Origin of the sequence: Actinoplanes sp. NPDC048791, from assembly GCF_040650095.1 — a bacterium.
Classification (GTDB): domain Bacteria; phylum Actinomycetota; class Actinomycetes; order Mycobacteriales; family Micromonosporaceae; genus Actinoplanes.
Window position 1 is genome coordinate 1 of sequence record NZ_JBEZGQ010000036.1, and the last position, 20,253, is coordinate 20,253.

A 20,253-nucleotide genomic window follows, 5' to 3' on the forward strand; every position below is an offset into this window, starting at 1 on the left:
CGGCTCGTACCGCAGGACGGTCGACAGGTCGGCCCCGGACAGGTATGACGCCTGCACGGCCACTGCTTCGAGGACCCGGTCGGTCGGTGCGTCCCTGGCTGCCAGTTCGGCGACCTTGCGCAGCGCGGCCTGTTGGCGGGCAAGATGCCGGACCCGCGCGGTGGCCTGACTGCTGGCCAGGGCGGAGGCCACGAGTTCCGTGAACTGCTGGAGCCGCTGCTCCGTGTCCGCCGGCAGCCGATGATCGGCGCTCACCACACTCAGCAGGCCCCAGACCCGGCCGTCCACCATGACCGGTGCGGCGACGGTGGATTCGACGCGATCCCGCCGGGCTGATCGCCGCGTCCGCAGAATCTCGGCGACCAGTCCCCCGTCGTCGGCCACCTCGACGCTGGAGCCGGCCGGCGCCGGACCGCGGTGGGTCGCGAGGACGGTGAAGGAACGTGCGCCGGTGATCCGGGCCAGCGTCGTCGCCTCGCCGCCGATCAACGTGGCGGCCTCGGTGGTGACAGTGTCGAACAGGGTCTGCTCGTCAGCGTCGCGGGCCACGAGCTCCGCCACCCGCCGCAGCGCCGCCTGCTCATCGGCGATCCGGTGCAGATCATCGCGGGCCCGGGCGCCGGAGGTCGCCACCGCGGCGATCTCGGCGAACGGAGAGAGGCGCCGCTCGCTGTCCTGCGGCAGAGGACCGTCGGGATCGGTCACCGCGAGCATGCCCCACACCACACCATCGACATGGATCGGAACGGCGACCCCGGCCGGCCGGGACTGCGCCGCGTCAGCGGGACCGGAAACGGCCTCGCGGTGGTCGATGCGAGCCGCCCGACCGGTCTGCCGCAGGACGACCGCCAGCTCGTCGATGATCGAGCCGGCGGGCCGGTCGTGCGCGTCCGGGGTTCGGCTGGTGGCCACGACCGTGGCGGCGCCGGCCGGGAGAAAGTGGATGACCACGCCGAGCCGGCCGGGCAGCAGGGTGAGAGCTTCGACGGTCAGCGCCTCGAAGACGTCGTCCGGGTCGGCGCCACGCGCCGCCAGCTCCGCGACGCGGCGCAGCGCCGCTTGCTCATCGGCCAGTCCCCGGCGCTCGTCCCGGGCCTGCGCACCGGCCACCGCGGCCGCGGCGATCTCCGCGAAGTCGGCCAGCCGGTGCTCGAGGTCCGGAAGCACCGGAGCTGAACGGGTCATCGCGGTGAGGACACCCCAGATGTCGCCCTCCACCAGGATAGGTGCGGCGGCGCCGGCGGTGATGCCGAGCTCGTGCATCCGGGCGACCTGCGGCTCGCGGAGATCCCCGTACGCCTCGACCCGCACCGGGCCACCGGAGTGGAAGACCCGCAGCACCAGCCCTTCCGGGATGTGCGGAGCGCGTTCCCCGACCGCGAGTCCGGCGGGCCCGTTGTGGACCGCGACGATCGACGCCGCACCGGTGGCCTCGTAGCTGAGCATCGCGGTGAAGTCCACCGAGAACAGCTGACAGGTCTCGGCGACGACGGCGTCGAGGACGGCCTGGCGTTCCGCCCCTTGCACGATGAGCTCGGCCAGGCGCCGCAGCGCCTCCAGCTGGTCCTCGGCCGTGGACCAGCCGGCCGCGAGGTACCGGGCGTTCACTGGGGGTCCGGCGCGGCCAATTGATGCCCCCTCGTTTCCCGGCAGGGTCCCACGGCATCGTCCGCCGATTCCCCCAGAGTGGCACGAATGCGCTGGTGAGGATAGTCCGCAGCCGGCTGTTCCCCGGGTCTTGGCGAGGCATCGTCTTCGGGTTGACCCGAACTTCTCTTCCGGTCACCTCACCCCGGGATTAGGGCCGGCTGGCCTGGCCGGCGCATCCCGCTCTTGCGAGATTGGCAGCACTGCGGACAACCGAGGAGCGCACATGGCCACCGTCACCGTCGGCACGGAGAACACGACGTCGATCGATCTTTACTACGAGGATCACGGCAGCGGACCGGCCGTGGTCCTGATCAGCGGATGGCCGTTCGACAGCCGCTCCTGGGAGCCGCAGGTGCACACGCTGCTGGCGGCCGGCCACCGGGTGATCACGTACGACCGGCGTGGCTTCGGGCGCTCGAGCCGCCCGGCCGCCGGCTACGACTTCGACACCCTGGCCGGGGACCTCGACCAGCTGCTCACCGCATTGGATCTTCAAGATGTCACGCTGGTCGGCCTGTCCCTGGGCACCGGCGAGGTGGCCCGCTACATCGGCGTGCACGGCACCCAGCGGCTCAGGTCCTGCGTGTTCATCGAAAGCCTCCCACCGTCGTTCGCCAAGTCCGCGGACAACCCCCTCGGGGTCGACCAGGCCGGCGTCGACGGCGTTCAGCAGGCCATCCTGCACGACCGGTCCGCGTGGCTCACCGGGCTCATCGGCGACATGCTGAACCTGGACGAACTGCTCGGCAAGCGGGTCAGCGAGGAAGCCGTCCGCAACCTGTGGAACGCCGGTGCCCAGGCCTCCCCCGAAGCGACCTGGGCGTGCCCGGTGACCTGGCTGGACGACTTCCACAACGACCTCAAGCGCATCGACATCCCGGCGCTGGTGCTGCACGGCACGGCGGACCGGATCCTGTCGATCGAGGGCCAGGGGCGCCGCATGCACGCAGCCCTGCCGCAGGCGCACTACGTCGAGATCGAAGGCGGACCGCACCTCATGTGCCTCAGTCACGCCGACGAAGTCAACCGCGAACTGCTCGCGTTCCTCGCCAGGTAGCCACCATGTTCGACGGCTTCGTCCAGCACAGCCTGCACACCACACGCGGGCACATCTTCGCCCGGGTCGCCGGGCAGGGCCCACCCGTGCTCCTGCTCCACGGTTACCCCCAGACACATGTCATGTGGCACACCGTCGCGGACCTGCTGACCGACCGCTTCACCGTCGTCGTCGCGGACCTGCCCGGGTACGGGGCGTCGTTCCGTCCCGTACCCGCGGCGGACCACGCGCCGCATTCCAAGCGGGCGCTCGCCGCTGATCTCATCCAGGCCATGGGTCTGCTCGGTCACGAGCAGTTCGCCGTCGCCGGCCACGACCGGGGCGGGCGGGTGGCCTACCGGATGGCGCTGGATCATCCCGGGAGCGTCAGTGCCGCCGCGGTCATCGACGTCGTGCCCACCGGGGACGTGTGGGCCCGCGCCGACGCGCAGCTGGCGCTCGGGTACTGGCACTGGGCTTTCCTGGCCCAGCCGGCGCCGCTGCCCGAACGGCTCATCGCCGCCGACCCCGGCGCCTTCTTCGATTTCCACGTCCGAGCCCTCGGCCTGGGCCGGGCCCGGGACAGGTATCCGGCCGACCTGATGGCGGGTTACCGGGCCTTGCTCGACGACGTCAGCACAGTGCAGGCGATCTGCGAGGACTACCGGGCCGGCGCCACCGTGGATCGTCACCACGATGACGCCGACCGCGGCGTACGAAAGATCAGTTGTCCGGTGCTCGCGTTGTGGAGCGCCGGCGGAGCGCTGCCCCGCTTCTACGGCGACGTGCTCGACGTCTGGCGGCCATGGGCCGACGATCTCCACGGCCAGGCGATGCCGACCAGTCATTTTGTCGTCGAGGACGAGCCCGAGGCGACCGCGGCCGCCCTGGCTGCGTTCCTCGTACGCCGCCCGTCGGCTTTCCCGACCTCATGACCTCAAGGAAATTGCGCCATGTCATCCGACGCCGTTGACCATGCCCCGCAGGCCGACGAGCTTGCCGCCACCCTCAAGCGCACCGAAACCCTGCGCCGGAGCTCCTCCGTCCCCGGCCGCGACATCGTCCAGGTACGCACGGAGATCCCGGCCGGCGTCGAGTCGGGCTGGCACATCCACCCGGGCGAGGAAGTCGGCTACATCGTCGCCGGCACGGTCCGGATGGAGATCCGCGACCAGCCGACGCTCACCCTGCATCCCGGCGACGGCTTCCTGATCCCGCCCCGGACACCCCACAACGCCACCGATCTCGGCCCCGACACCGGGGTGATGCTGTCCACCTACCTCGTCGAGACCGGGCTACCACTGGCGACGTTCGTCCACTGAAGGGACCCGAGATGACATCGACCGTGATCCTCGTTCATGGCGCCTACGCGGAATCGTCGAGCTGGAACGGCGTGCTGGAACCATTGCAGGCCGCCGGACACCGGGTGATCGCCTTCGCCACCCCGCTGCGGAGCGTCGCCACGGATGCGGCGCTGCTGAGCGAGCTCGTCGGCAGCATCAACGGACCGGTGCTGCTGGTCGGGCACTCCTACGGCGGCGCGGTCATCACCAACGTCACCGCCGAGCCCGGGCACGTCACCGGGGCCGTCTACATCGCCGGCTTCGCCCTCGACCCGGGAGAAAGCTGCGCCGACGCCGCCGCGCTGGCTCCGGGATCGACCCTGGCCGAAACCCTCGTGGCCGTTCCCTCGGCCGGCGGCGGCGCAGACACCTACATCGCCCCGGAGAAGTACCACCACCAGTTCGCCGCCGACCTCTCCGTCGAGCAGGCCGGTCAGATGGCGATCACCCAGCGCCCGGTCACCGACCACGCCCTGGCCGAGCCGTCGGGCGGCCGGCCGCTGTGGCAGTCGGTGCCCAGCTGGTTCCTGTTCGGCGAACTCGACCGCAACATCCCCGCCGGCGCCCACCACATCATGGCCGTCCGGGCCAAGGCCCGCAGCACGACCGAGATCGCCGGAGCCTCGCATGTGGTCGGCATCTCGCATCCGGCCGAGACCGTTCGCCTCATCCTCGAAACCGCCGGCAACCACGACGACAACGTCTGAGCCGCATCGCGAAGGGCAGCCCGACCCATGAAGCAGCAGAACGGATCAGAAGAGAACGTCCCGACCGGCCGGCGCGGGGCATCGCGACGCGCGGTGCTGAGCGCCGGGACGGGTGCCGCCGTGACCGCCGCGGCCGTCGTGGCCGGGGAGACACCGGCGCACGCCGGGGCCGGCCGGAGCGGCACCCGCATCCCGGTGGCCCCGGGAGTCGAGGTCAACATCACCGACCTGAACGGCGGCAACCGCGGCACGGTCGTGTTCGTTCCGGGCTGGCCGCTGGCCTCCACGACCTTCGAGTACAACTACCTGTTCCTCGCCGACCACGGATACCGGGCCATCGGCCTGGACCAGCGTGGCTTCGGGCTGTCCGACGCCCCCTACGGTCCCTACACCTATGACGTGTGGGCCCGGGACATCCTGACCGTACTCAAGGCATTGTCGCTGCGTGACGTCACGCTGGTCGGGCATTCGATGGGCGGCGCTGTCGCGCTTCGCCATGCGGCGCGGTTCGGCAGCCGGGTGGGCAGGCTCGTGCTGGCCGAAGCGTCGGCTCCCCGCTACGTGTACGGCCCGCAGTCCGCCGACCTCGCCGCCGGTATCGCCGGTCTCATCTCCGGCTACGCGACCGACCGGGCGGCGACGATCCGCGGCCTGACAGCCAATTTCTTCTCCACCCACACCGACATCGCCACCGATCCCTTCCTGCAGTTCTTCGAACGGCAATGCCTCGACCAGGCCTCCTTGCCGGCCAGCCGGGCCGGGCTGATCGCGTTGCGCGACGACGACCTGACCGCCGACCTGGCCCGGGTGACGGTGCCGACCCGGGTGTTCCACGCCATCAACGACAAGATCGTGCCGTTGGACCACGGCCAGGCCCTGGCCGCCGGAATCCGCAACGCGCGGCTGGTCACCTTCGGCACGGCCGGGCACGCCGTCTACGTCGATGAGAAGGACAAGTTCAACGCCGAGCTGCTCAAGTTCATCCGCTGACCGGCCGCCCACTGTGACTTCCACCGGCCGGCCGGCGTACCGGGTGACCCCGAACGCGTTCGGAATGCCTTTCGGCATTTGCGGTCTCGCCCAGGTCTGGTCGACGGCACATGCCGTCGCCGGTGTGCCCCGGTGGCCGGCCGACACCCTGTGGGTCGCGGCGGCGTGCGTGTGGCTGGCCACCTTGATCTGGTACGCCGGAAACGTCATCCGTGGCGGCCGGCTGCGGACCGAACTCACGGATCCGGTGTTCGCGCCGTTCACCTCGCTCATCGTGGTCGTGCCCATGCTGCTCGGTATCGCCCTCGGCGGCCATGCCGAGGCCGCCGGCGAGATCGTCTTCATGGTGACGCTCGTGCTGACCGTGGCTGTCGGTGGCTGGCTCTCCGGCGAATGGATCATCGCTGACCTGAACCTGACCCAGTGGCACCCCGGGTACTTCCTGCCGACGGTCGCCGGTGGCCTGATCGCGGCCGGCGGCAGCGCGTACTTCGGGCACGACCTGCTGGCCAGGGTGATGTTCGGCTACGGCATGGTCTGCTGGCTCGTCCTGGGCTCGATCATTCTGGCGAGGCTGTTCACCGCGCCCGCGTTACCGATGGCTCTGCGTCCGACGATCGCGATCGAGGTGGCCCCTCCCGTAGTTGCGGGCAATGCGTGGTTCCTCATCAACGGCGGGCACCTCGACGCGATCGCCGCCGGGCTGGCGGGCTACGCCGTCCTGATGGCCGTGGTGCAGCTGCGGATGATCCCGGTCTACCGGCAGGTCCCGTTCGGTCCGGGCTGGTGGGCCTACTCGTTCTCCTACGCCGCGGCCGTCACCCTGGCCATCAGCTGGCTGGGCGCGGAACACGTTCCCGGCCGGACGGCCTGGGTCGCGGTCCTGCTCGCCATGCTCACCCTCGCCATCGCGGCGCTGGCGGTCCGCACCGCGCAACGCCTCGCCCAAGGCAACTACATGCCAGCCGCTGAGCCCGATCCCGCGCACCGGCCTGCACAGGACCTACCTCGTTAGGTTCACGCCATGACGCCGCGTCATCGACCTCCTGGAAGATCCCGGGCCAGCGCGATCAGCCGGTCGAGCACGCGACCGCCGTCAGTGCGCAGCCCGTTGTGCAGGTACTCGTCGGTCAGCCACCGGTGCATGCCGGGCAGGAGGTCGGCCGTCTCCTCCGAGAACTGCCGGAGCACGTACGGGTCGTCCGCGTAGATCACGGCAGCGCACGGCACGTCGACCTGAGCCAGCACCTCGGCGTCGAAGAGACGTGGCCACTCGTGCTCCGCGATGGCCGCGGCGACATCGCGGTACGGCCGCAGGCCCGGCGTGTCCTCGAAATGCCACGAGTAGAGGTGTTCGCCGGTGAGCAGCAGGGACTCGCCCGCGAAGTCGTCAGGTTGAACCCGTTCGGCCGACCACCGCGTAGCCCCGCCGTCGGCATAACTCGACTCGTGCAGGACCGCGTACAACGGGTTGCGGGAGTCGAACGGCAGCATCGCGGCGACATCATGCCGGAACGCGGAAGAAGCGAAGTCCAGCTCGAGCACGTGATGGACCTTGTCCGCGCCGCCGTCCATGCCCAGGTGGTGGCCGATCGTACGGATCAGGCGCCGGGAGATCGGGGCACCGTCGGGAGCCCGTACCTCGCCCGCGTCGCAGCGGTCGAGCAGCTCTCGAAGCCGGGCGGCATCCTGCGGGAACCTCCGGTGGTAGCGACGGTTCAGCACGCGCATCGCGTCGAAGGTGGCCGAGTAGACCTCGTCGACCGGACGCCCGACCGGGGGCAGGCCGCCGGTGAAGAACACCTCTCGAAGACTGTCCGGTGCGTGGCACAGATAGTGCAGCGAGCAATATCCTCCGAAGGACTGGCCGAGCAGACTCCACTGCCGGGCGCCCAGATGCTCCCGCAGGCATTCGGCGTCCCGCACGATCGCGTCCGCCCGGAAATGGGTCAGCCGTTCAGCGTCTGCTGCCGCGTCCGGCCCGGCAGCGCCGTAGGGCGTGGAACGTCCGGTGCCCCGCTGGTCGAGCATGATGACCCGGAAACTGCGCAATGCCCGCTCGAGCCAGGACGGCGACATCGGCCGGGACGTCGGTCGCGGCGCTTCGTGGCCCGGTCCGCCCTGGAGGTAGACGAGATACGGCAGATCGCGTCCGTCCGCGGCCACGATCTCTCGCGCGTACACCTCGATGGTCGGCCCGTCCGGGCGATCGTGGTCGAGCGGAACGGTGATCACATGGTCGGTCAGCAGCACTTCGAGATCGTACGACATCGCTTGATACATCTTCTGCTGAATACAGCAAACGCTGTATGGTCGGCGGCATGGAGACGGTGACCCACGGCGAAGTCCTCGCCCGCTTCGGCCACGCCCTGTCGGATCCGACCCGGGCCCGGCTGCTGCTCGCGCTGCGCGACGGCCCCGGCTACCCGGCCGAGCTGGCCGTCCTGCTCGGGGCCACCCGGCAGAACCTGTCCAACCATCTCGCCTGCCTGCGCGGCTGCGGCCTGGTCGTCGCCGCTCCCGAGGGCCGGCGCACCCGCTACGAACTCGCTGACACCCGCATCCGGCATGCCCTGGACGACCTGCTCGGCCTGGTCCTGGCCGTCGACCCGACTGCGTGCCCGGACGCCGCCGATCAGGACTGCTGCTGATGAGCCTCCCCCTTCTTCCGCTCACCCCGGCCGGTCCCGACCCGCTGCGCCGCGGCGTGCTGGCCCGCCGGATCCGGTGGCTGGTCGCCGCGACCATCACCTACAACGTGATCGAGGCCGTCATCGCGATCAGCGCCGGCCGGGCCGCGGACTCCACCGCGCTGATCGGCTTCGGCCTCGATTCGATCATCGAGGTCTCCTCCGCCGCCGCGGTCGCCTGGCAGTTCGCCGGCCACGATCCCGAAGCCCGGGAGAAGACCGCACTGCGGATCATCGCGTTCTCGTTCTTCGCCCTCGCCGCCTACGTCACGGTCGAATCAGCGCGATCCCTGCTGGGCGGCGCCGAGGCCGAGCACTCCACCGTCGGCATCGCCCTGGCCGCGGTCTCCCTCGCGATCATGCCCGGCCTGTCCTACGCCCAGCGCCGCGCCGGACGAGAGCTCGGCTCCCGCACCGCGGTCGCCGACTCCAAACAGACCCTGCTCTGCACCTACCTGTCCGCGGTCCTGCTCGCCGGGCTCCTGCTCAACAGCCTGGTCGGCTGGAGCTGGGCCGACCCCGCCGCCGCGCTGATCATCGCCGCCGTCGCCGTCAAGGAAGGCCGCGAAGCCTGGCGTGGTGACGCCTGCTGCGCACCCGGCCCGCTGGCCGCCACCGCGGCTGGCACGGCCGGGGACTGCGAAGACGGCTGCTGCACCGGCGAGCGGTGACTACCGGTCGATCGAGGTCATGTTGGCCTCGTCGTGACGCGCGCCGGCCGCCGGCCGCAGCGCGTCGAGGCGGGCAAGCTGCCCGGAGGTGAGTTCGACGGCGTCCGCGGCGGTGTTCTCCTCGACCCGGGCCACCCGGCGGGTGCCGGGGATGGGGGCGATGTCGTCGCCCCGGGTGAGGATCCAGGCGAGCGCGGTCTGGGCCGGGGTGGCGCCGATCTCGGCGCCGATGGCGGTGACCTCGTCGACGATGGCGAGATTGCGGCGGAAGTTCTCGCCGGTGAACCGCGGGTTGGTCCTGCGCCAGTCGTCGTCGGCGAAGTCGTCGACGGTACGGATCCGCCCGGTCAGCAGGCCGTGCCCGAGCGGTGAGTACGGCACGAAGCCGATGCCGAGCTCGCGCAGCAGCGGCAGGATCTCGGCCTCCACATCGCGGGTCCAAAGCGAGTATTCCGTCTGCAGCGCCGTCACCGGCTGGACGGCGTGGGCGCGGCGGATGGTGTCCGGCGACGCCTCGGACAGCCCGAAGTGCAGCACCTTGCCCTGCTTGATCAGCTCCGCCACGGCGCCCGCGGTCTCCTCGATCGGGGTGCGGCGGTCGACGCGGTGCTGGTAGTACAGGTCGATGTGGTCGGTGCCGAGCCGCTTCAGGGAACCGTCGACGGCCGCCCGCACGTTCGCGGCGCTGCTGTCGGTCACGCCGGGGCCGCCGCCGGCGTGCGAGACCAGACCGAACTTCGTGGCGATCTTCACCTGGTCACGGCGGCCCCGGACGGCTTCGCCGACGATCTCCTCGCTGAGGAACGGGCCGTAGATCTCCGCGGTGTCGAGGTGGGTGACGCCGAGGTCGAGGGCGCGGTGGATCGTACGGATCGACTCGGCGTTGTCCAGGCGGCCTTCGCTGGTGTAGGTGCCGGCCATGGTCATCGCACCGAGGCCGATGCGGGACACGTCCAGGCTTGCGAGGTGGGCGATCTTCATGTTCTGACTCCTGAGGTTCCGGTCCGGCGGACGAGTTAGGCGTCGCCCGCTGCCGTGCTCCAGGAAACCGCCGACCGGAAGCGGGGAGAAGTTGCTGCCGGCAGGTGTACTGGCAGCCCACCCCCTAGCGAGGCTCGGAGCTCGCCGGAGCCTGGACGCGCGCGGCGGCCCAGCTGGCCAGCAGCCGCAGCGCATCGTCGGCGGCGGATCCGGCCGGGGCGCTGAGCAAGGTCATGGACAGGCCCGGGTCGGCGGTCAGCTCCATGGTCTCGAAGTTCAGGTCGAGCTCGCCGACGACCGGGTGGCGGAACTGCTTGATCCCGGTGCTGTGCAGCCGTACGTCGTGGGCGGCCCAGCGGGTCCGGAACTCCTCGCTGCGAGTGCACAACTCACCCACGAGGTCGGTCAACGCCTTGTCGTACGGGTCCCGGCCGGCCTCGGCCCGCAGCATCGCCACGGTCGTGGTGGCGATGCGCTCCCAGTCCCGCCAGAAGTCCCGCGCCCGCGGGTTCAGAAACGCGAAACGAGCGTGGTTCACCGGGCCGGCAGCATCGTCGAACATCGGCGCATACAAGGCCCGGGCCAGCGCATTCGCGGCGATGACGTCACCGCGGCCGTTGTTGACGAACGCCGGCACGTCGCTCATCAGCTCCAGGACACGCGCCACACTGGGACGAACCTGCGGCGCCGACGGCTTGCGGCGCGTCCGCGAGCCGGGTCCGGCCGCGCGGGCCAGGGCGGCCAGGTGCAGCTGCTCGGCCTCGTCAAGGTGCAGCGCGCGGGCCAGGGCCTGAAGGACACTGTCCGAGGCACCGGCGAGATTGCCCCGCTCGAGCTGGGCGTAGTACTCGACGCTGACCCCGGCCAGGTCGGCGACCTCACTCCGGCGCAGCCCGGGAACCCGGCGGTTGCGGTTGTAACTGGTCAGCCCGGCCTGCTCCGGGGTGATCTTGGCCCGGCGCGAGCTGAGGAAAGCCTTGACCTCGTCACGGTTGTCCATACCGCCCAGGCTAGGCCGGATCGCGCCGGCCAAAGGTGGGCTGCCAGTACACCCCTTCGACGACGATATGCACCCTGACCGCGGTCCAGGGAGGTTCTGGTGTTACCTCCCTCCGGCCGTTTCGTCGGCGGCAGACAGGTAATGCCAGGACCTGCCAGGACCGCTCAGGTTGGCTCTACCGTTGCTCGACGACCACGAGAGGGGTTGGCCATGGCCATCAGCGACACGGCCCGCAAGAACCACGACGAGTTGTTCCCCGGCCACGTGTCGACGCTCGCGGTCACCGATCCGGAGCTGATCGAGTATTTCGACAACTTCGCCTTCGACGAGGTGCTGCAGCACAGCGACCTCGACCCGCGGACCCGGCTGATGACGCAGCTGGCCGCGCTGATCGCCGGGCAGGCGCTGCGTGAGTACCGGGTCATGCTCGGCGCCGCGCTGACCGCCGGCGTCACCCCGGTCGAGGCCAAGGAGATCGTCTACCAGGCCGTCCCGTACGCCGGCATGGGCAAGGTGCTCGACTTCCTGCACGCCACCAACGAGGTCCTCACCGAGCGCGGGATCGACCTGCCGCTGCCCGGCCAGTCGACCACCAGCCCCGAGACCCGGGCCGAGAAGGGCCTGGCCGTGCAGAAGCAGATCGTCGGCGCCGAGGCCGTCGACGCCCTGTACGCGAACGCACCCGACGACGAGCAGCACATCCAGCGGCTGCTGTCGGCCAACTGCTTCGGCGACCACTACACCCGCGGCGGCCTCGATCTGCAGACGCGCGAGTTGCTCACCCTGGCCATGCTGATCTCGCTCGGCGGCGCCGACCCGCAGGTCAAGGGCCACGTCCAGGCCAACCTCAACGTCGGCAACGGCCGCGCCACCATGCTCGCCGTCATCACTCAGTTGCTCCCGTTCGTCGGCTACCCCCGCACGCTGAACGCGCTGCGCGCCCTCGACGAGATCACCCGGTAAGGAGTTGTTGTGGAGACCCGCACCCTGGGCAGGCCCTGGTCGAGCTGCTCGGCACCATCGCCGCCCGCAAGAACGCCACCCTTGCGCAGATCGCCCTGGCCTGGCTGCTCGCCCAGCAGCCGTGGATCGTCCCGATCCCCGGCACCCGCCGCCTCGACCGCCTGGAGGAGAACCTCGGCGCCGCCGACGTCGAGCTCACCAGCGACGACCTCGCGGAGATCGACGCCGCCACCGCGCAGGTCGACATCCAGGGCGGCCGGTACTCGGAACAGGCCGAGAGCATGACGAACCGATGACCCCGGACCACCGTGCCGAGACCCCAGGAGTACTGATGAGCGCCCTCACCGACACTTTCGCCCTCAGCAACGGCGACCGGATCCCGCAGGTCGGTTTCGGCACCTGGCTGCTGAAGGAGGGTGACGAGTGCTACCACGCCGTCGCCGACGCCCTCCGGCTCGGCTACCGCCACATCGACACCGCGCGGGCCTATCTCAACGAGGCCTCGGTCGGGCGGGCGGTGCGCGACTCCGGCATCCCCCGCGAGCAGATCTATGTCACCTCGAAGCTGCCGGCCGAGGCCAAGGACTACGACACCGCGGTCGCCGAGTTCGAGACCACCATGAGCGAGATCGGCCTCGACCACCTCGACCTCTACCTGATCCACGCGCCCTGGCCGTGGGATCAGATCGGCAAGGACTGCCGCGAGGAGAACCGGCAGATCTGGAAGGCCATGGAGAAGTTCCTCGCCGACGGCCGCGTCAAGGCCATCGGCGTCTCCAACTTCGACTCCGGCGACCTCGAAAGCCTGCTGCCGGCCTGCGCGACCAAGCCCATGGTCAACCAGATCCACTGGTTCATCGGCCTCGACCCCTCCGACACGGTCCGCACCTGCACCGAGCACGACATCGTCGTCGAGGCCTACTCCCCCTTCGCCCACGGTCTGATCGTCAACCACCCGGAGATCGCCGGCATCGCCGCCCGCTACGACGTCAGCGCACCGCAGCTGTGCATCCGCTACCTGCTGCAGAAGGGCGCGGTCGTGTTGCCCAAGGCCACCAGGACCGCGCACATCGAGCAGAACGCCCAGCTCGACTTCGAGATCTCCCCGGCCGACATGAGCATCCTCGACGCCATGCGCGACACCGACAAGCACGAGGACGCGATGGAGTTCCGCTGGTCGTAGGGCGCGGTAGGCCCGGTGATCCGGTGACTGTCAGCCGCCGCCGATCGACCTCCCCCACCCTTGATCACCCCACTCGGAGGAACCACGATGGAACTCGTCAAGCAGAGCAACACCAGCAAGGCCCCGGCCGACTGGTTCACCGGCGACGTCTGGTGGGACGTCATCCACGCCGGCCAGGAACCGTCGCGGATGCGCGTCAACCTCGTCCGCTTCTCCCCCGGCGCCCGCACCAACTGGCACTCCCACGTCCTCGGCCAGGCCCTGCACGTGGTGTCCGGCACCGCCCTGATCGGCACCCGCGACGGCACCATCATCGAGACCCACCCCGGCGAGACCGTCACCTGCCCGCCCGGCGAGGACCACTGGCACGGGGCCGCCCCCGACACCTTCATGGAGCACCTCGCCATGTGGGAAGGCCGCGGCGACGGCACCCCGGAAACCGCCTGGCAGGAGCCGGTCACCGACGAGCAGTACCACGGCCCCCGCACCAACACCCACTGACCACAAGGAGTACCCGGCCATGACGGAGTGGACCGACCAACAAGCAGCGCAGATCGCCGGGCCTCAAGAGGTACAGGTGGTCACCCGGCGGCAGGACGGCTCGCAGCGACGCCCCACGACCATCTGGATCGTGCGTGACGGCGACCGCGTGTTCATCCGGTCCACCAACGGACGCACCGCCGCATGGTTCCGTGGCGCGACCGCGACCGGCACGGGGCAGATCATCTCCGGCGGCGAAGCCACCGACGTGATTTTCACCGAAGCCGCCGACGCCGACCTGCCCGCCGTCGACACGGCCTACCGACGCAAGTACAGCCAGTACGCCGGCATTGTCGACCACCTCGTCCAGGACGGTCCCCGATCCGCGACTCTGCAGCTTCAGCCCGCCTGACACGTCGCTGACGGCGGCCGCTGACCCGGATCGGCGTAACTTGTCGCCACCACCACCGCCACCCGCCGCGCAGACCGCGGTAGCTCCGATCGGCTGAGCCACGTGCTCCGGCGCCATGTGCCAAAAAGGAATTGTGAACTGGGGTGATGTCCACCATTGTCGGGCAGGTTCCGCGCAGGCGCCTGTCAGCTGCGGGACACCGGATAAATGATCGCCGGAAATGGTCGTAGGGTGACGATGTTCGGGTGCCGCCGGTTGCCTGCAGCACGGCACCTACCGCACCCGGAGATCACATTTCTCGGCAAGCCTGAGTAATTCTTGAGTCCTGGCCGGTCGGCATTTCCTGATCTCATCCAGCGGGCCGCGACAAACGGAGATGATCATGGTCGATCAGCTGACCGCGCCGGCTCCCCGGATGCCGTCGCCGGCCGGCGACGACGCCCGAGTCGTGCCGGGCCGGCCGAGCGGCACCGGGTCCGACCTGCCCCGCAGCGCGGCACGGCAGCTCAACGGCCAGGAGGTATTCCTCGGCCCGGCATTGATCGGCGACCCGCGCAACGATGAAAAAATCCTCATTCACCAATTGCTCCGGACCCCGTCGCGCCGCTGGCCCGCGACGACGGCAGCTTCGACCGGGCACAGCTGATCCGATTCGCTGAGCAGCCGTAGGAGGGCCGACTCATGCCGCAGGCATTCCATTCCGTCCCCGGCTGGTTCTCGTGGGAGAACCAGGGCGCGGGCATCGCCGTCGCGGCGGATCCGAACGGCGCTCGCGACCTGGTGGTCTTCATGGTCGACAACGGACCGCAGGAGAACCGCGGCATGTACCGCATCGGCCGTACGCTGGACGCGGACGGCGTGGTGACCGGCGGCTGGTCCCCGTGGACCGACGTCCCCGACTGGTTCTCCTGGCAGAACCAGGGCGCCGACGTGGCCGTCACCGACCTCGGCGGCGGCCGCGACCTGGTCGTCTTCATGGTCGACGACGGGCCGCAGGCCAACCGTGGTCTCTACCGGATCGGCCGCGGGATCGACCGCGACGGTCAGGCCACCGGCGGCTGGACCCCGTGGATCGACGTCCCCGACTGGTTCTCCTGGGAGAATCAGGGTGCCGGGGTCGCCGTGACCCCGCCGGACGCGGCCGGCCGGCGCAGCCTGGTCGTCTTCATGGTCGACGACGGACCGCAGGCCAACCGCGGCGTCTACCGGATCGGCCGCGGGATCGACCGCGACGGCCGGATCACCGGCGGCTGGGGTCCGTGGATCGACGTCCCCGGGTGGTTCTCCTGGGAGAATCAGGGTGCCGGCGTGGCAGTCGCCGAGGTCACCGGCGACGGCGCCCCGGATCTGGTCGTCTTCCAGGTCGACGACGCCCCGGCGCTGCCCGGGGTCAGCGGCCAGAACCAGGCGTTGTTCCGGATCGGGCGCAGCGTCGACGACAACGGCGGAGTGACCGAGTGGGGCCCGGACTGGCTCGGCGTTCCGAACTGGTTCTCCTGGGAGAACCAGGGCGGTGGCATCGCGGTCGCCACGCTCGACGGGGCCCGCAAGCTGTTCGCCCTCAATGTCGACGCCCCGCCCGGCCAGAACGCCGGCCAGTACATGGTGCTGGACCTCGACGAGGACCCGGCCGAGTACGGGCGCTGGGACGTCAAGACCTTCCTCTCCGGCGTCCTCGCCGTGCACACCGCGCTGCTGCCCGGCGGTGACGTGCTGTTCTTCGCCGGTTCCGGGAGCAGCCGGGTTCGTTTCGACTCCCCCGACTTCGGCGACGAGGCGAAGGGCGTGCCGGTCTCCGCCCGCTGGACGCCGCCGGACGACACCTTCGTCCACCCGCCCACCCTGCGTACCGCCGGCGGGCGACCGTTCGACCTGTTCTGCGGAGGAGATTCGTTCCTGCCGGACGGGCGGATGCTGGCCGCGGGTGGCACCGCGAACTACGGGCCGTTCACCGGCCGCAAGGACGTCGCCGTCTTCGATCCCGCCGCCGGGACCTGGTCGTTCGCGGCACCCATGAAACATGGACGGTGGTATCCGACCCTCATCACGCTGGGCGACGGCCGGGTCCTCGCCGCCACCGGCCTCGACGAGCACGGCGGCGGCGGGTCCCGGGCCGTCATGGAGATCTACGATCCGGACGCCGACACGTGGACCGAGATCGCGTTCCCGCCGGGCTTCCTCGGCCTGCCGCTCTACGCCCACCTGTTCCTGCTGGCGGACGGGCAGATCTTCTTCTCCGGTGGCCGGATGGACGACGGCCTGCCCGTCGAGCCGTTCGTCTTCGACCCCGGCCACCCGCAGAACCCGATGCAGCCGGTGCCCGATCTGCTGGAACCGGAGCTGCGCAACCAGGCCGCCAGCGTTCTGCTGCCTCCGGCCCAGGACCAGCGGGTGCTGATCTGCGGCGGCGGGCCGGAGGGTAAGGCCGACAAGACCCACGCCACTGACCGGGTCAGCATTGTGGACCTGAAGGCGGACGATCCCCAGTACGCCGAGGCGACCCCGATGGGTCTCGGCCGGATCCACCTGAACGCCGTCGTGCTGCCCGACCACACGGTGTTCGTCAGCGGCGGCTCGCTCAAGCAGGAGGACGAGCCACTCGCCCGCCTGCAGTCGGAGATCTACGACCCGGCCACCGATTCCTGGCGGGTGGCGGCGACCGCCACGGTCCCGCGCCTCTACCACTCGACGGCCGTGCTGATGGCGGACGGCCGGGTCGTCGCGGCCGGCGGCAACCCGGAGGGTGGCAGTCAGGTGAAGTTCCTGCCGCCGGATCCGGAGGAGGAGATGCGGGTGGAGGTGTTCAGCCCGCCGTACCTCTTCCGGGGTCCCCGTCCGGCGATCGCCGCCGCGCCGGACGCGTGCACCTACGGCGACCAGATCCGCATCGGCACCCCGGACGCCGGCCGGATCAAGTGGGCCAGCCTGGTCTCCTGCGGGGTCACCACCCACTCCTTCGACAGCGGCCAGCGCCTCGTCGACCTCGACATCGGGGCGCGGGACGCGACCGGCCTGTTCGCGACCGTCGTGGGCAACCCGAATCTCGCGCCGCCCGGCTGGTACATGCTCTTCCTGACCGACGAGACCGGCGTGCCGTCCATCGCCCATTGGATCCAGCTCGGATCCTGACCGCCGCAGAAAGGGCTGATCAGCGGTTGATCAGGTCGCCGGGAACATCTGGGCCGCCAGGTGCCGTGAGCGGTCGATGGCCGCGAAACCACGCGGCAGCATGACGGCCTGGTAAGCCGCGACCGCATCGACCAACGATTTCGCGCCTCGTGCAGCAGAGATGATTTCGGCTGCCAGCGTGGCGCCGTCGGCCAGCGCCGTGTTCGCCCCGGCACCTGCGGTCGGCGGCATGGTGTGGACTGCATCGCCGAGCAGGGTGACCGGGCCCGGCGCCCACGCCGGCATCGGTTCACTGATCCGGAACGTGATCGGGAAGAACGATTCGATGTCGGCGCGGGCGTAGATCTCGCGAACAGCCGGATGCCAGTCAGCGACGGTGTCCGCCGAGAGCTTCCACAGTTCCTCCGACGACATGCGGAACAGCCTGTCGTCGGTAACGCCGAGATGATCCGGGGTCGCGACCAGGGTGACCATCAGGTAGTCCGGCGTCTCGTCCACGGGGGTGCGGAACCGGACGGTGCCGAACCCGGCTCCGCACGTGCTGCCGGCCGAAATCCAGCACAGACCACGCTCGAACTCCTCGGGAGACAACGAGGCGGTGAGGGGCATCCGGCCGTACACACACCGTAGACCGAAGTCGTGCACCACCGCTTCGGGGAGCAACCGGCGCCGGACGGCCGACCCGACGCCGTCCGCGCCGATCAGAAGATCCCCCTCGTCGCTGCCGCCTTCGGCGAACTCGACCCGCACCCGTCCGGAGCCGGTCACCTGATAGCCGGACACCGTGTGCCCGAACCGGACGACGTCGGCGAGGCCGGTGAGCAGGCCCTGGCGGAAGGTGTTGCGGTCGACGGCGGTGAGCCGGCCGGCGGGAATGCCGGGGAAGTGCTGCGTGAACACCTGCCGCAGTCCGGGCGTGAAGGTCGTCACCAGATCGCCGTTACGACCGCTGGTGCGGCGCAGGACAGCCAGGACCTCCGGCGGGACGCAATCGGCCAGCGCGGCGTTGCCGGTCGGGTCGAGGTGGATCCGGTAACCCTGGTTCCGGGTACGGGGTGTCGGGTCCTGTTCGTAGACGACGACCTCGAGCCCGGCGCGGTGCAGTGCCTGCGCGAGCGCCAGGCCGCCGACACCGCCACCGGCGATGAGAATCCTTGAGCTGTCCGGCATACATCCTCCTTGGTTGCCTGTGATGCCCCCATGGTCGGCTGGAGCGATGACGCTGTCAAGCATTCATTTGACTAACTCATATGAACACATGACACAGCCGAGCGAAGGTATGATCGCGCCCATGTCCGCGTCGACACCCCGAAGATCGCCCAAGGCCCAGGAGCGGCACCGCGATTCCGAACGCAGCCGCGCGCTGATCCTGGACGCCGCGACGGCCGAGTTCGGGGCGCACGGATACGCGGGCGCCCGGGTCAGCGCGATCGCCGCCCGCGCCGGGGTGAACGTGCAGCTGATCTCGTACTACTTCGACGGCAAAGAGGGCCTGTACCAGGCCATCTCGCGGCAGTGGCAGGAACGGCAGGCCCAGTTGGCCCCGGCGGGCATGCCGTTGCCGGAGCAGCTGCGCCGCTTCGCGCTGGAGGCACTGCACAACCCGGACGGCGTCCGCCTGCTGGCCTGGACCGGGCTCGAGTACACCGGATCCGAGTCGCCCCCGCCGACCGGCATGTTCGCCGAGACCATCAACGAACTACGCAAACGGCAGCAGGCCGGTGACCTGCCCGCTGATCTCGATCCGGCCTGCCTGGTCGTCATGCTGATGGCGATGACCATGGCACCGACCACGCTGCCGCACGTCATCGAGGGCACCAGCGGCACCGACCCGCGCTCGGCCGAATTCCTCAACCGGTTCGCCGACCAGGTGGCCATCCTGGCCAGGCACCTCGGCCTCGACTAGGGTCTCGGCTCCGCCGGCGGCGCCGGCTGCCCTGACCTTGCGAATCGCCGGGGTACCGGTCCGGGGACACCGGGTGTTTGATGGGGGAATGAGATCGTCATGACCATCATCGAGCTGGGTGATCCCGGCGCCGCCGCGACGGCGCCCGGACCCGCACGACCCCATCTTGAACACCGCGTCGTCGTGCGCTGGGCCGCGGCCGCCGTGGCGGTGCTTTGCGCTGTGACGCTGACCGGCTCGGCCGTCTCCGGGTCTGCCGTGATCCGGCCCCGGTGGAGTGTCGCTTTCAGTCCGACCAGCCTCGCCGACGCGGCCCGCGACACGGTGTTCGTCCAGTCCATCAACGTGGGTTCCCAGGTCACGGCGTACGAGCTGGGCAGCGGGGCGGTCCGCTGGTCGAAGGGGCTGCCGATGCCGCGCGGCCGGATGACGGCCCGGGTGCCCGGTGCGGTGCTGGTCCCGATCCTGCTGCAGGGGACGGTCGCGCTCGATCCGCGTACGGGGGCGGAGATGTGGCGGCTGCCCGGCGACATCGTGTCCGCGACGCCCGAGACCGCGTTGCTCCGGCAGCCGGACCGGACGCTGGTTCTGGTCCGGATGACCGACGGCAGCCGGATCTGGTCGCGGCCGATCGAGGGTGACGAGTCCTGGGCGGTCGTCGGTCCCGAACGGCAGCGGATCGTGGCCGCCACCCCGGACGGCCGGGTCCAGGTGCTGCGCCTGAGTGACGGTGCTCTGCTGTCCCAGGGCCGCATGGAGAACGGCAACGGCGTACCCGTCCGCAACGGCCTCGTGGCCGAGTCCGGCTTCCTGTTCGTCAACCGGATGGAGACAGACCGGGCGGTGGTGACCGCGTACGACCTCGACACGCTGCGGGAGCGCTGGCGGTACGCGCAGTCGGCGACCGACGAGATCGTGACCGGGCCGGCGGCCCGTGCGTGCGGCGTCGTGCTGTGCTTCGCCGACGGCACCGCGACCGTCGGGCTTGATCCGGACACCGGCGCCGGCCGCTGGCGTACGGCGGGCTTCGTCGACGCCGTACCGGTCACCGGGCAGAACCGGGTGCTGGCCCACAGCGCCGACCACGGCGGGTATGCCCTGATCGACACCGC

At 70.3% G+C, this 20,253-nt stretch carries 21 protein-coding genes and 1 pseudogene; 17 read left to right on the forward strand and 5 right to left on the reverse strand.

The features are described 5' to 3' along the window. A partial coding sequence (locus AB0C29_RS05205) for a GAF domain-containing protein (protein WP_360815388.1) occupies positions 1-1,608 on the reverse strand: 1,608 nt, incomplete at its 3' end. Between the two features lie 265 nt (positions 1,609-1,873). On the opposite strand from AB0C29_RS05205, the gene AB0C29_RS05210 reads away from it, so the two are divergent. Genes AB0C29_RS05210 through AB0C29_RS05235 form a run of 6 tightly spaced genes read left to right on the forward strand, consistent with a single transcriptional unit; the run spans position 1,874 to position 6,741 of the window. Beyond that, positions 1,874-2,707 carry an alpha/beta hydrolase gene (locus AB0C29_RS05210; RefSeq protein ID WP_360815391.1) on the forward strand — a complete coding sequence of 278 codons (834 nt, stop codon included), beginning with the start codon at positions 1,874-1,876 and terminating at the stop codon, positions 2,705-2,707. 5 nt (positions 2,708-2,712) lie between these two features. Beyond that, the gene (locus tag AB0C29_RS05215; RefSeq protein WP_360815393.1) at positions 2,713-3,621 is read left to right on the forward strand and encodes an alpha/beta hydrolase; all 909 of its coding nucleotides are present in this window, start codon (positions 2,713-2,715) and stop codon (positions 3,619-3,621) included. Positions 3,622-3,639: 18 nt separating this feature from the next. After that, positions 3,640-4,008: a cupin domain-containing protein gene (locus tag AB0C29_RS05220; RefSeq protein WP_360815395.1), complete on the forward strand. Its 369-nt coding sequence runs from the start codon at positions 3,640-3,642 to the stop codon at positions 4,006-4,008. An 11-nt stretch (positions 4,009-4,019) separates the two neighbouring features. Then, positions 4,020-4,736, forward strand: a complete 717-nt coding sequence (locus AB0C29_RS05225) for an alpha/beta hydrolase (protein ID WP_360815398.1) — start codon at positions 4,020-4,022, stop codon at positions 4,734-4,736. 27 nt (positions 4,737-4,763) lie between these two features. Next, entirely contained in the window at positions 4,764-5,726 is a 963-nt protein-coding gene (locus AB0C29_RS05230) for an alpha/beta hydrolase (RefSeq protein WP_360815401.1), read from the forward strand. Next, positions 5,680-6,741 carry a hypothetical protein gene (locus AB0C29_RS05235; RefSeq protein WP_360815404.1) on the forward strand — a complete coding sequence of 354 codons (1,062 nt, stop codon included), beginning with the start codon at positions 5,680-5,682 and terminating at the stop codon, positions 6,739-6,741. Before AB0C29_RS05230 ends, AB0C29_RS05235 begins: the two co-directional genes overlap by 47 nt. A gap of 20 nt (positions 6,742-6,761) precedes the next feature. On the opposite strand, the gene AB0C29_RS05240 is transcribed toward AB0C29_RS05235, so the two are convergent. Continuing rightward, a complete protein-coding gene (locus AB0C29_RS05240; protein WP_360815407.1) occupies positions 6,762-7,997 on the reverse strand; it encodes an alpha/beta fold hydrolase in 1,236 nt (411 codons plus the stop codon). A 38-nt stretch (positions 7,998-8,035) separates the two neighbouring features. Between AB0C29_RS05240 and AB0C29_RS05245 the strand changes: the two genes are divergently transcribed. Together AB0C29_RS05245 and AB0C29_RS05250 are read left to right on the forward strand one after the other, a co-directional pair. Next, a complete protein-coding gene (locus tag AB0C29_RS05245) occupies positions 8,036-8,377 on the forward strand; it encodes a metalloregulator ArsR/SmtB family transcription factor (RefSeq protein WP_360815410.1) in 342 nt (113 codons plus the stop codon). Next, positions 8,377-9,087: a cation transporter gene (locus AB0C29_RS05250; protein WP_360815413.1), complete on the forward strand. Its 711-nt coding sequence runs from the start codon at positions 8,377-8,379 to the stop codon at positions 9,085-9,087. Before AB0C29_RS05245 ends, AB0C29_RS05250 begins: the two co-directional genes overlap by 1 nt. On the opposite strand, the gene AB0C29_RS05255 is transcribed toward AB0C29_RS05250, so the two are convergent. Next, a complete protein-coding gene (locus AB0C29_RS05255; protein WP_360815416.1) occupies positions 9,088-10,068 on the reverse strand; it encodes an aldo/keto reductase in 981 nt (326 codons plus the stop codon). Between the two features lie 124 nt (positions 10,069-10,192). Continuing rightward, positions 10,193-11,068 (reverse strand): helix-turn-helix transcriptional regulator, encoded by an 876-nt coding sequence (locus AB0C29_RS05260; protein ID WP_360815419.1) that lies wholly within the window; start codon positions 11,066-11,068, stop codon positions 10,193-10,195. A gap of 210 nt (positions 11,069-11,278) precedes the next feature. Between AB0C29_RS05260 and AB0C29_RS05265 the strand changes: the two genes are divergently transcribed. From AB0C29_RS05265 to AB0C29_RS05295, 7 genes and pseudogenes are all read left to right on the forward strand, one after another. Next, positions 11,279-12,031 (forward strand): carboxymuconolactone decarboxylase family protein, encoded by a 753-nt coding sequence (locus AB0C29_RS05265; protein ID WP_360815422.1) that lies wholly within the window; start codon positions 11,279-11,281, stop codon positions 12,029-12,031. 29 nt (positions 12,032-12,060) lie between these two features. Next, positions 12,061-12,327 (forward strand): annotated as a pseudogene (locus tag AB0C29_RS05270) (aldo/keto reductase); the annotation flags it as partial. Between the two features lie 35 nt (positions 12,328-12,362). Next, positions 12,363-13,214 (forward strand): aldo/keto reductase, encoded by an 852-nt coding sequence (locus AB0C29_RS05275; RefSeq protein ID WP_360815424.1) that lies wholly within the window; start codon positions 12,363-12,365, stop codon positions 13,212-13,214. A gap of 87 nt (positions 13,215-13,301) precedes the next feature. Beyond that, positions 13,302-13,715: a cupin domain-containing protein gene (locus AB0C29_RS05280; protein ID WP_360815427.1), complete on the forward strand. Its 414-nt coding sequence runs from the start codon at positions 13,302-13,304 to the stop codon at positions 13,713-13,715. Between the two features lie 19 nt (positions 13,716-13,734). After that, positions 13,735-14,106 carry a DUF2255 family protein gene (locus AB0C29_RS05285; protein ID WP_360815430.1) on the forward strand — a complete coding sequence of 124 codons (372 nt, stop codon included), beginning with the start codon at positions 13,735-13,737 and terminating at the stop codon, positions 14,104-14,106. Between the two features lie 382 nt (positions 14,107-14,488). Continuing rightward, positions 14,489-14,752 carry a hypothetical protein gene (locus AB0C29_RS05290; RefSeq protein ID WP_360815433.1) on the forward strand — a complete coding sequence of 88 codons (264 nt, stop codon included), beginning with the start codon at positions 14,489-14,491 and terminating at the stop codon, positions 14,750-14,752. Between the two features lie 35 nt (positions 14,753-14,787). Next, positions 14,788-17,235, forward strand: coding sequence for a galactose oxidase-like domain-containing protein (locus AB0C29_RS05295; RefSeq protein ID WP_360815436.1), 2,448 nt, complete (start codon positions 14,788-14,790; stop codon positions 17,233-17,235). 30 nt (positions 17,236-17,265) lie between these two features. Here the strand turns inward: AB0C29_RS05295 and AB0C29_RS05300 are convergent, their stop codons facing one another. Next, positions 17,266-18,405, reverse strand: a complete 1,140-nt coding sequence (locus AB0C29_RS05300; RefSeq protein WP_360815438.1) for an NAD(P)/FAD-dependent oxidoreductase — start codon at positions 18,403-18,405, stop codon at positions 17,266-17,268. 121 nt (positions 18,406-18,526) lie between these two features. On the opposite strand from AB0C29_RS05300, the gene AB0C29_RS05305 reads away from it, so the two are divergent. After that, positions 18,527-19,141 (forward strand): TetR family transcriptional regulator, encoded by a 615-nt coding sequence (locus AB0C29_RS05305; protein WP_360815440.1) that lies wholly within the window; start codon positions 18,527-18,529, stop codon positions 19,139-19,141. Positions 19,142-19,240: 99 nt separating this feature from the next. Continuing rightward, a partial coding sequence (locus AB0C29_RS05310) for a PQQ-binding-like beta-propeller repeat protein (RefSeq protein ID WP_360815443.1) occupies positions 19,241-20,253 on the forward strand: 1,013 nt, incomplete at its 3' end.

What these genes read in the sequence shown, in the direction of transcription:
- AB0C29_RS05250 (WP_360815413.1), top strand. Translation starts at nt 8,377, where the DNA reads ATGAGCCTCCCCCTTCTTCCGCTCACCCCGGCCGGTCCCGACCCGCTG.
- AB0C29_RS05215 (WP_360815393.1), top strand. Translation starts at nt 2,713, where the DNA reads ATGTTCGACGGCTTCGTCCAGCACAGCCTGCACACCACACGCGGGCAC.
- AB0C29_RS05210 (WP_360815391.1), top strand. Translation starts at nt 1,874, where the DNA reads ATGGCCACCGTCACCGTCGGCACGGAGAACACGACGTCGATCGATCTT.
- AB0C29_RS05255 (WP_360815416.1), bottom strand. Translation starts at nt 10,068, where the DNA reads ATGAAGATCGCCCACCTCGCAAGCCTGGACGTGTCCCGCATCGGCCTC.
- AB0C29_RS05225 (WP_360815398.1), top strand. Translation starts at nt 4,020, where the DNA reads ATGACATCGACCGTGATCCTCGTTCATGGCGCCTACGCGGAATCGTCG.
- AB0C29_RS05260 (WP_360815419.1), bottom strand. Translation starts at nt 11,068, where the DNA reads ATGGACAACCGTGACGAGGTCAAGGCTTTCCTCAGCTCGCGCCGGGCC.
- AB0C29_RS05285 (WP_360815430.1), top strand. Translation starts at nt 13,735, where the DNA reads ATGACGGAGTGGACCGACCAACAAGCAGCGCAGATCGCCGGGCCTCAA.
- AB0C29_RS05265 (WP_360815422.1), top strand. Translation starts at nt 11,279, where the DNA reads ATGGCCATCAGCGACACGGCCCGCAAGAACCACGACGAGTTGTTCCCC.
- AB0C29_RS05245 (WP_360815410.1), top strand. Translation starts at nt 8,036, where the DNA reads ATGGTCGGCGGCATGGAGACGGTGACCCACGGCGAAGTCCTCGCCCGC.
- AB0C29_RS05305 (WP_360815440.1), top strand. Translation starts at nt 18,527, where the DNA reads ATGTCCGCGTCGACACCCCGAAGATCGCCCAAGGCCCAGGAGCGGCAC.
- AB0C29_RS05275 (WP_360815424.1), top strand. Translation starts at nt 12,363, where the DNA reads ATGAGCGCCCTCACCGACACTTTCGCCCTCAGCAACGGCGACCGGATC.
- AB0C29_RS05290 (WP_360815433.1), top strand. Translation starts at nt 14,489, where the DNA reads ATGGTCGATCAGCTGACCGCGCCGGCTCCCCGGATGCCGTCGCCGGCC.
- AB0C29_RS05300 (WP_360815438.1), bottom strand. Translation starts at nt 18,405, where the DNA reads ATGCCGGACAGCTCAAGGATTCTCATCGCCGGTGGCGGTGTCGGCGGC.
- AB0C29_RS05280 (WP_360815427.1), top strand. Translation starts at nt 13,302, where the DNA reads ATGGAACTCGTCAAGCAGAGCAACACCAGCAAGGCCCCGGCCGACTGG.
- AB0C29_RS05295 (WP_360815436.1), top strand. Translation starts at nt 14,788, where the DNA reads ATGCCGCAGGCATTCCATTCCGTCCCCGGCTGGTTCTCGTGGGAGAAC.
- AB0C29_RS05230 (WP_360815401.1), top strand. Translation starts at nt 4,764, where the DNA reads ATGAAGCAGCAGAACGGATCAGAAGAGAACGTCCCGACCGGCCGGCGC.
- AB0C29_RS05235 (WP_360815404.1), top strand. Translation starts at nt 5,680, where the DNA reads ATGAGAAGGACAAGTTCAACGCCGAGCTGCTCAAGTTCATCCGCTGAC.
- AB0C29_RS05220 (WP_360815395.1), top strand. Translation starts at nt 3,640, where the DNA reads ATGTCATCCGACGCCGTTGACCATGCCCCGCAGGCCGACGAGCTTGCC.
- AB0C29_RS05240 (WP_360815407.1), bottom strand. Translation starts at nt 7,997, where the DNA reads ATGTCGTACGATCTCGAAGTGCTGCTGACCGACCATGTGATCACCGTT.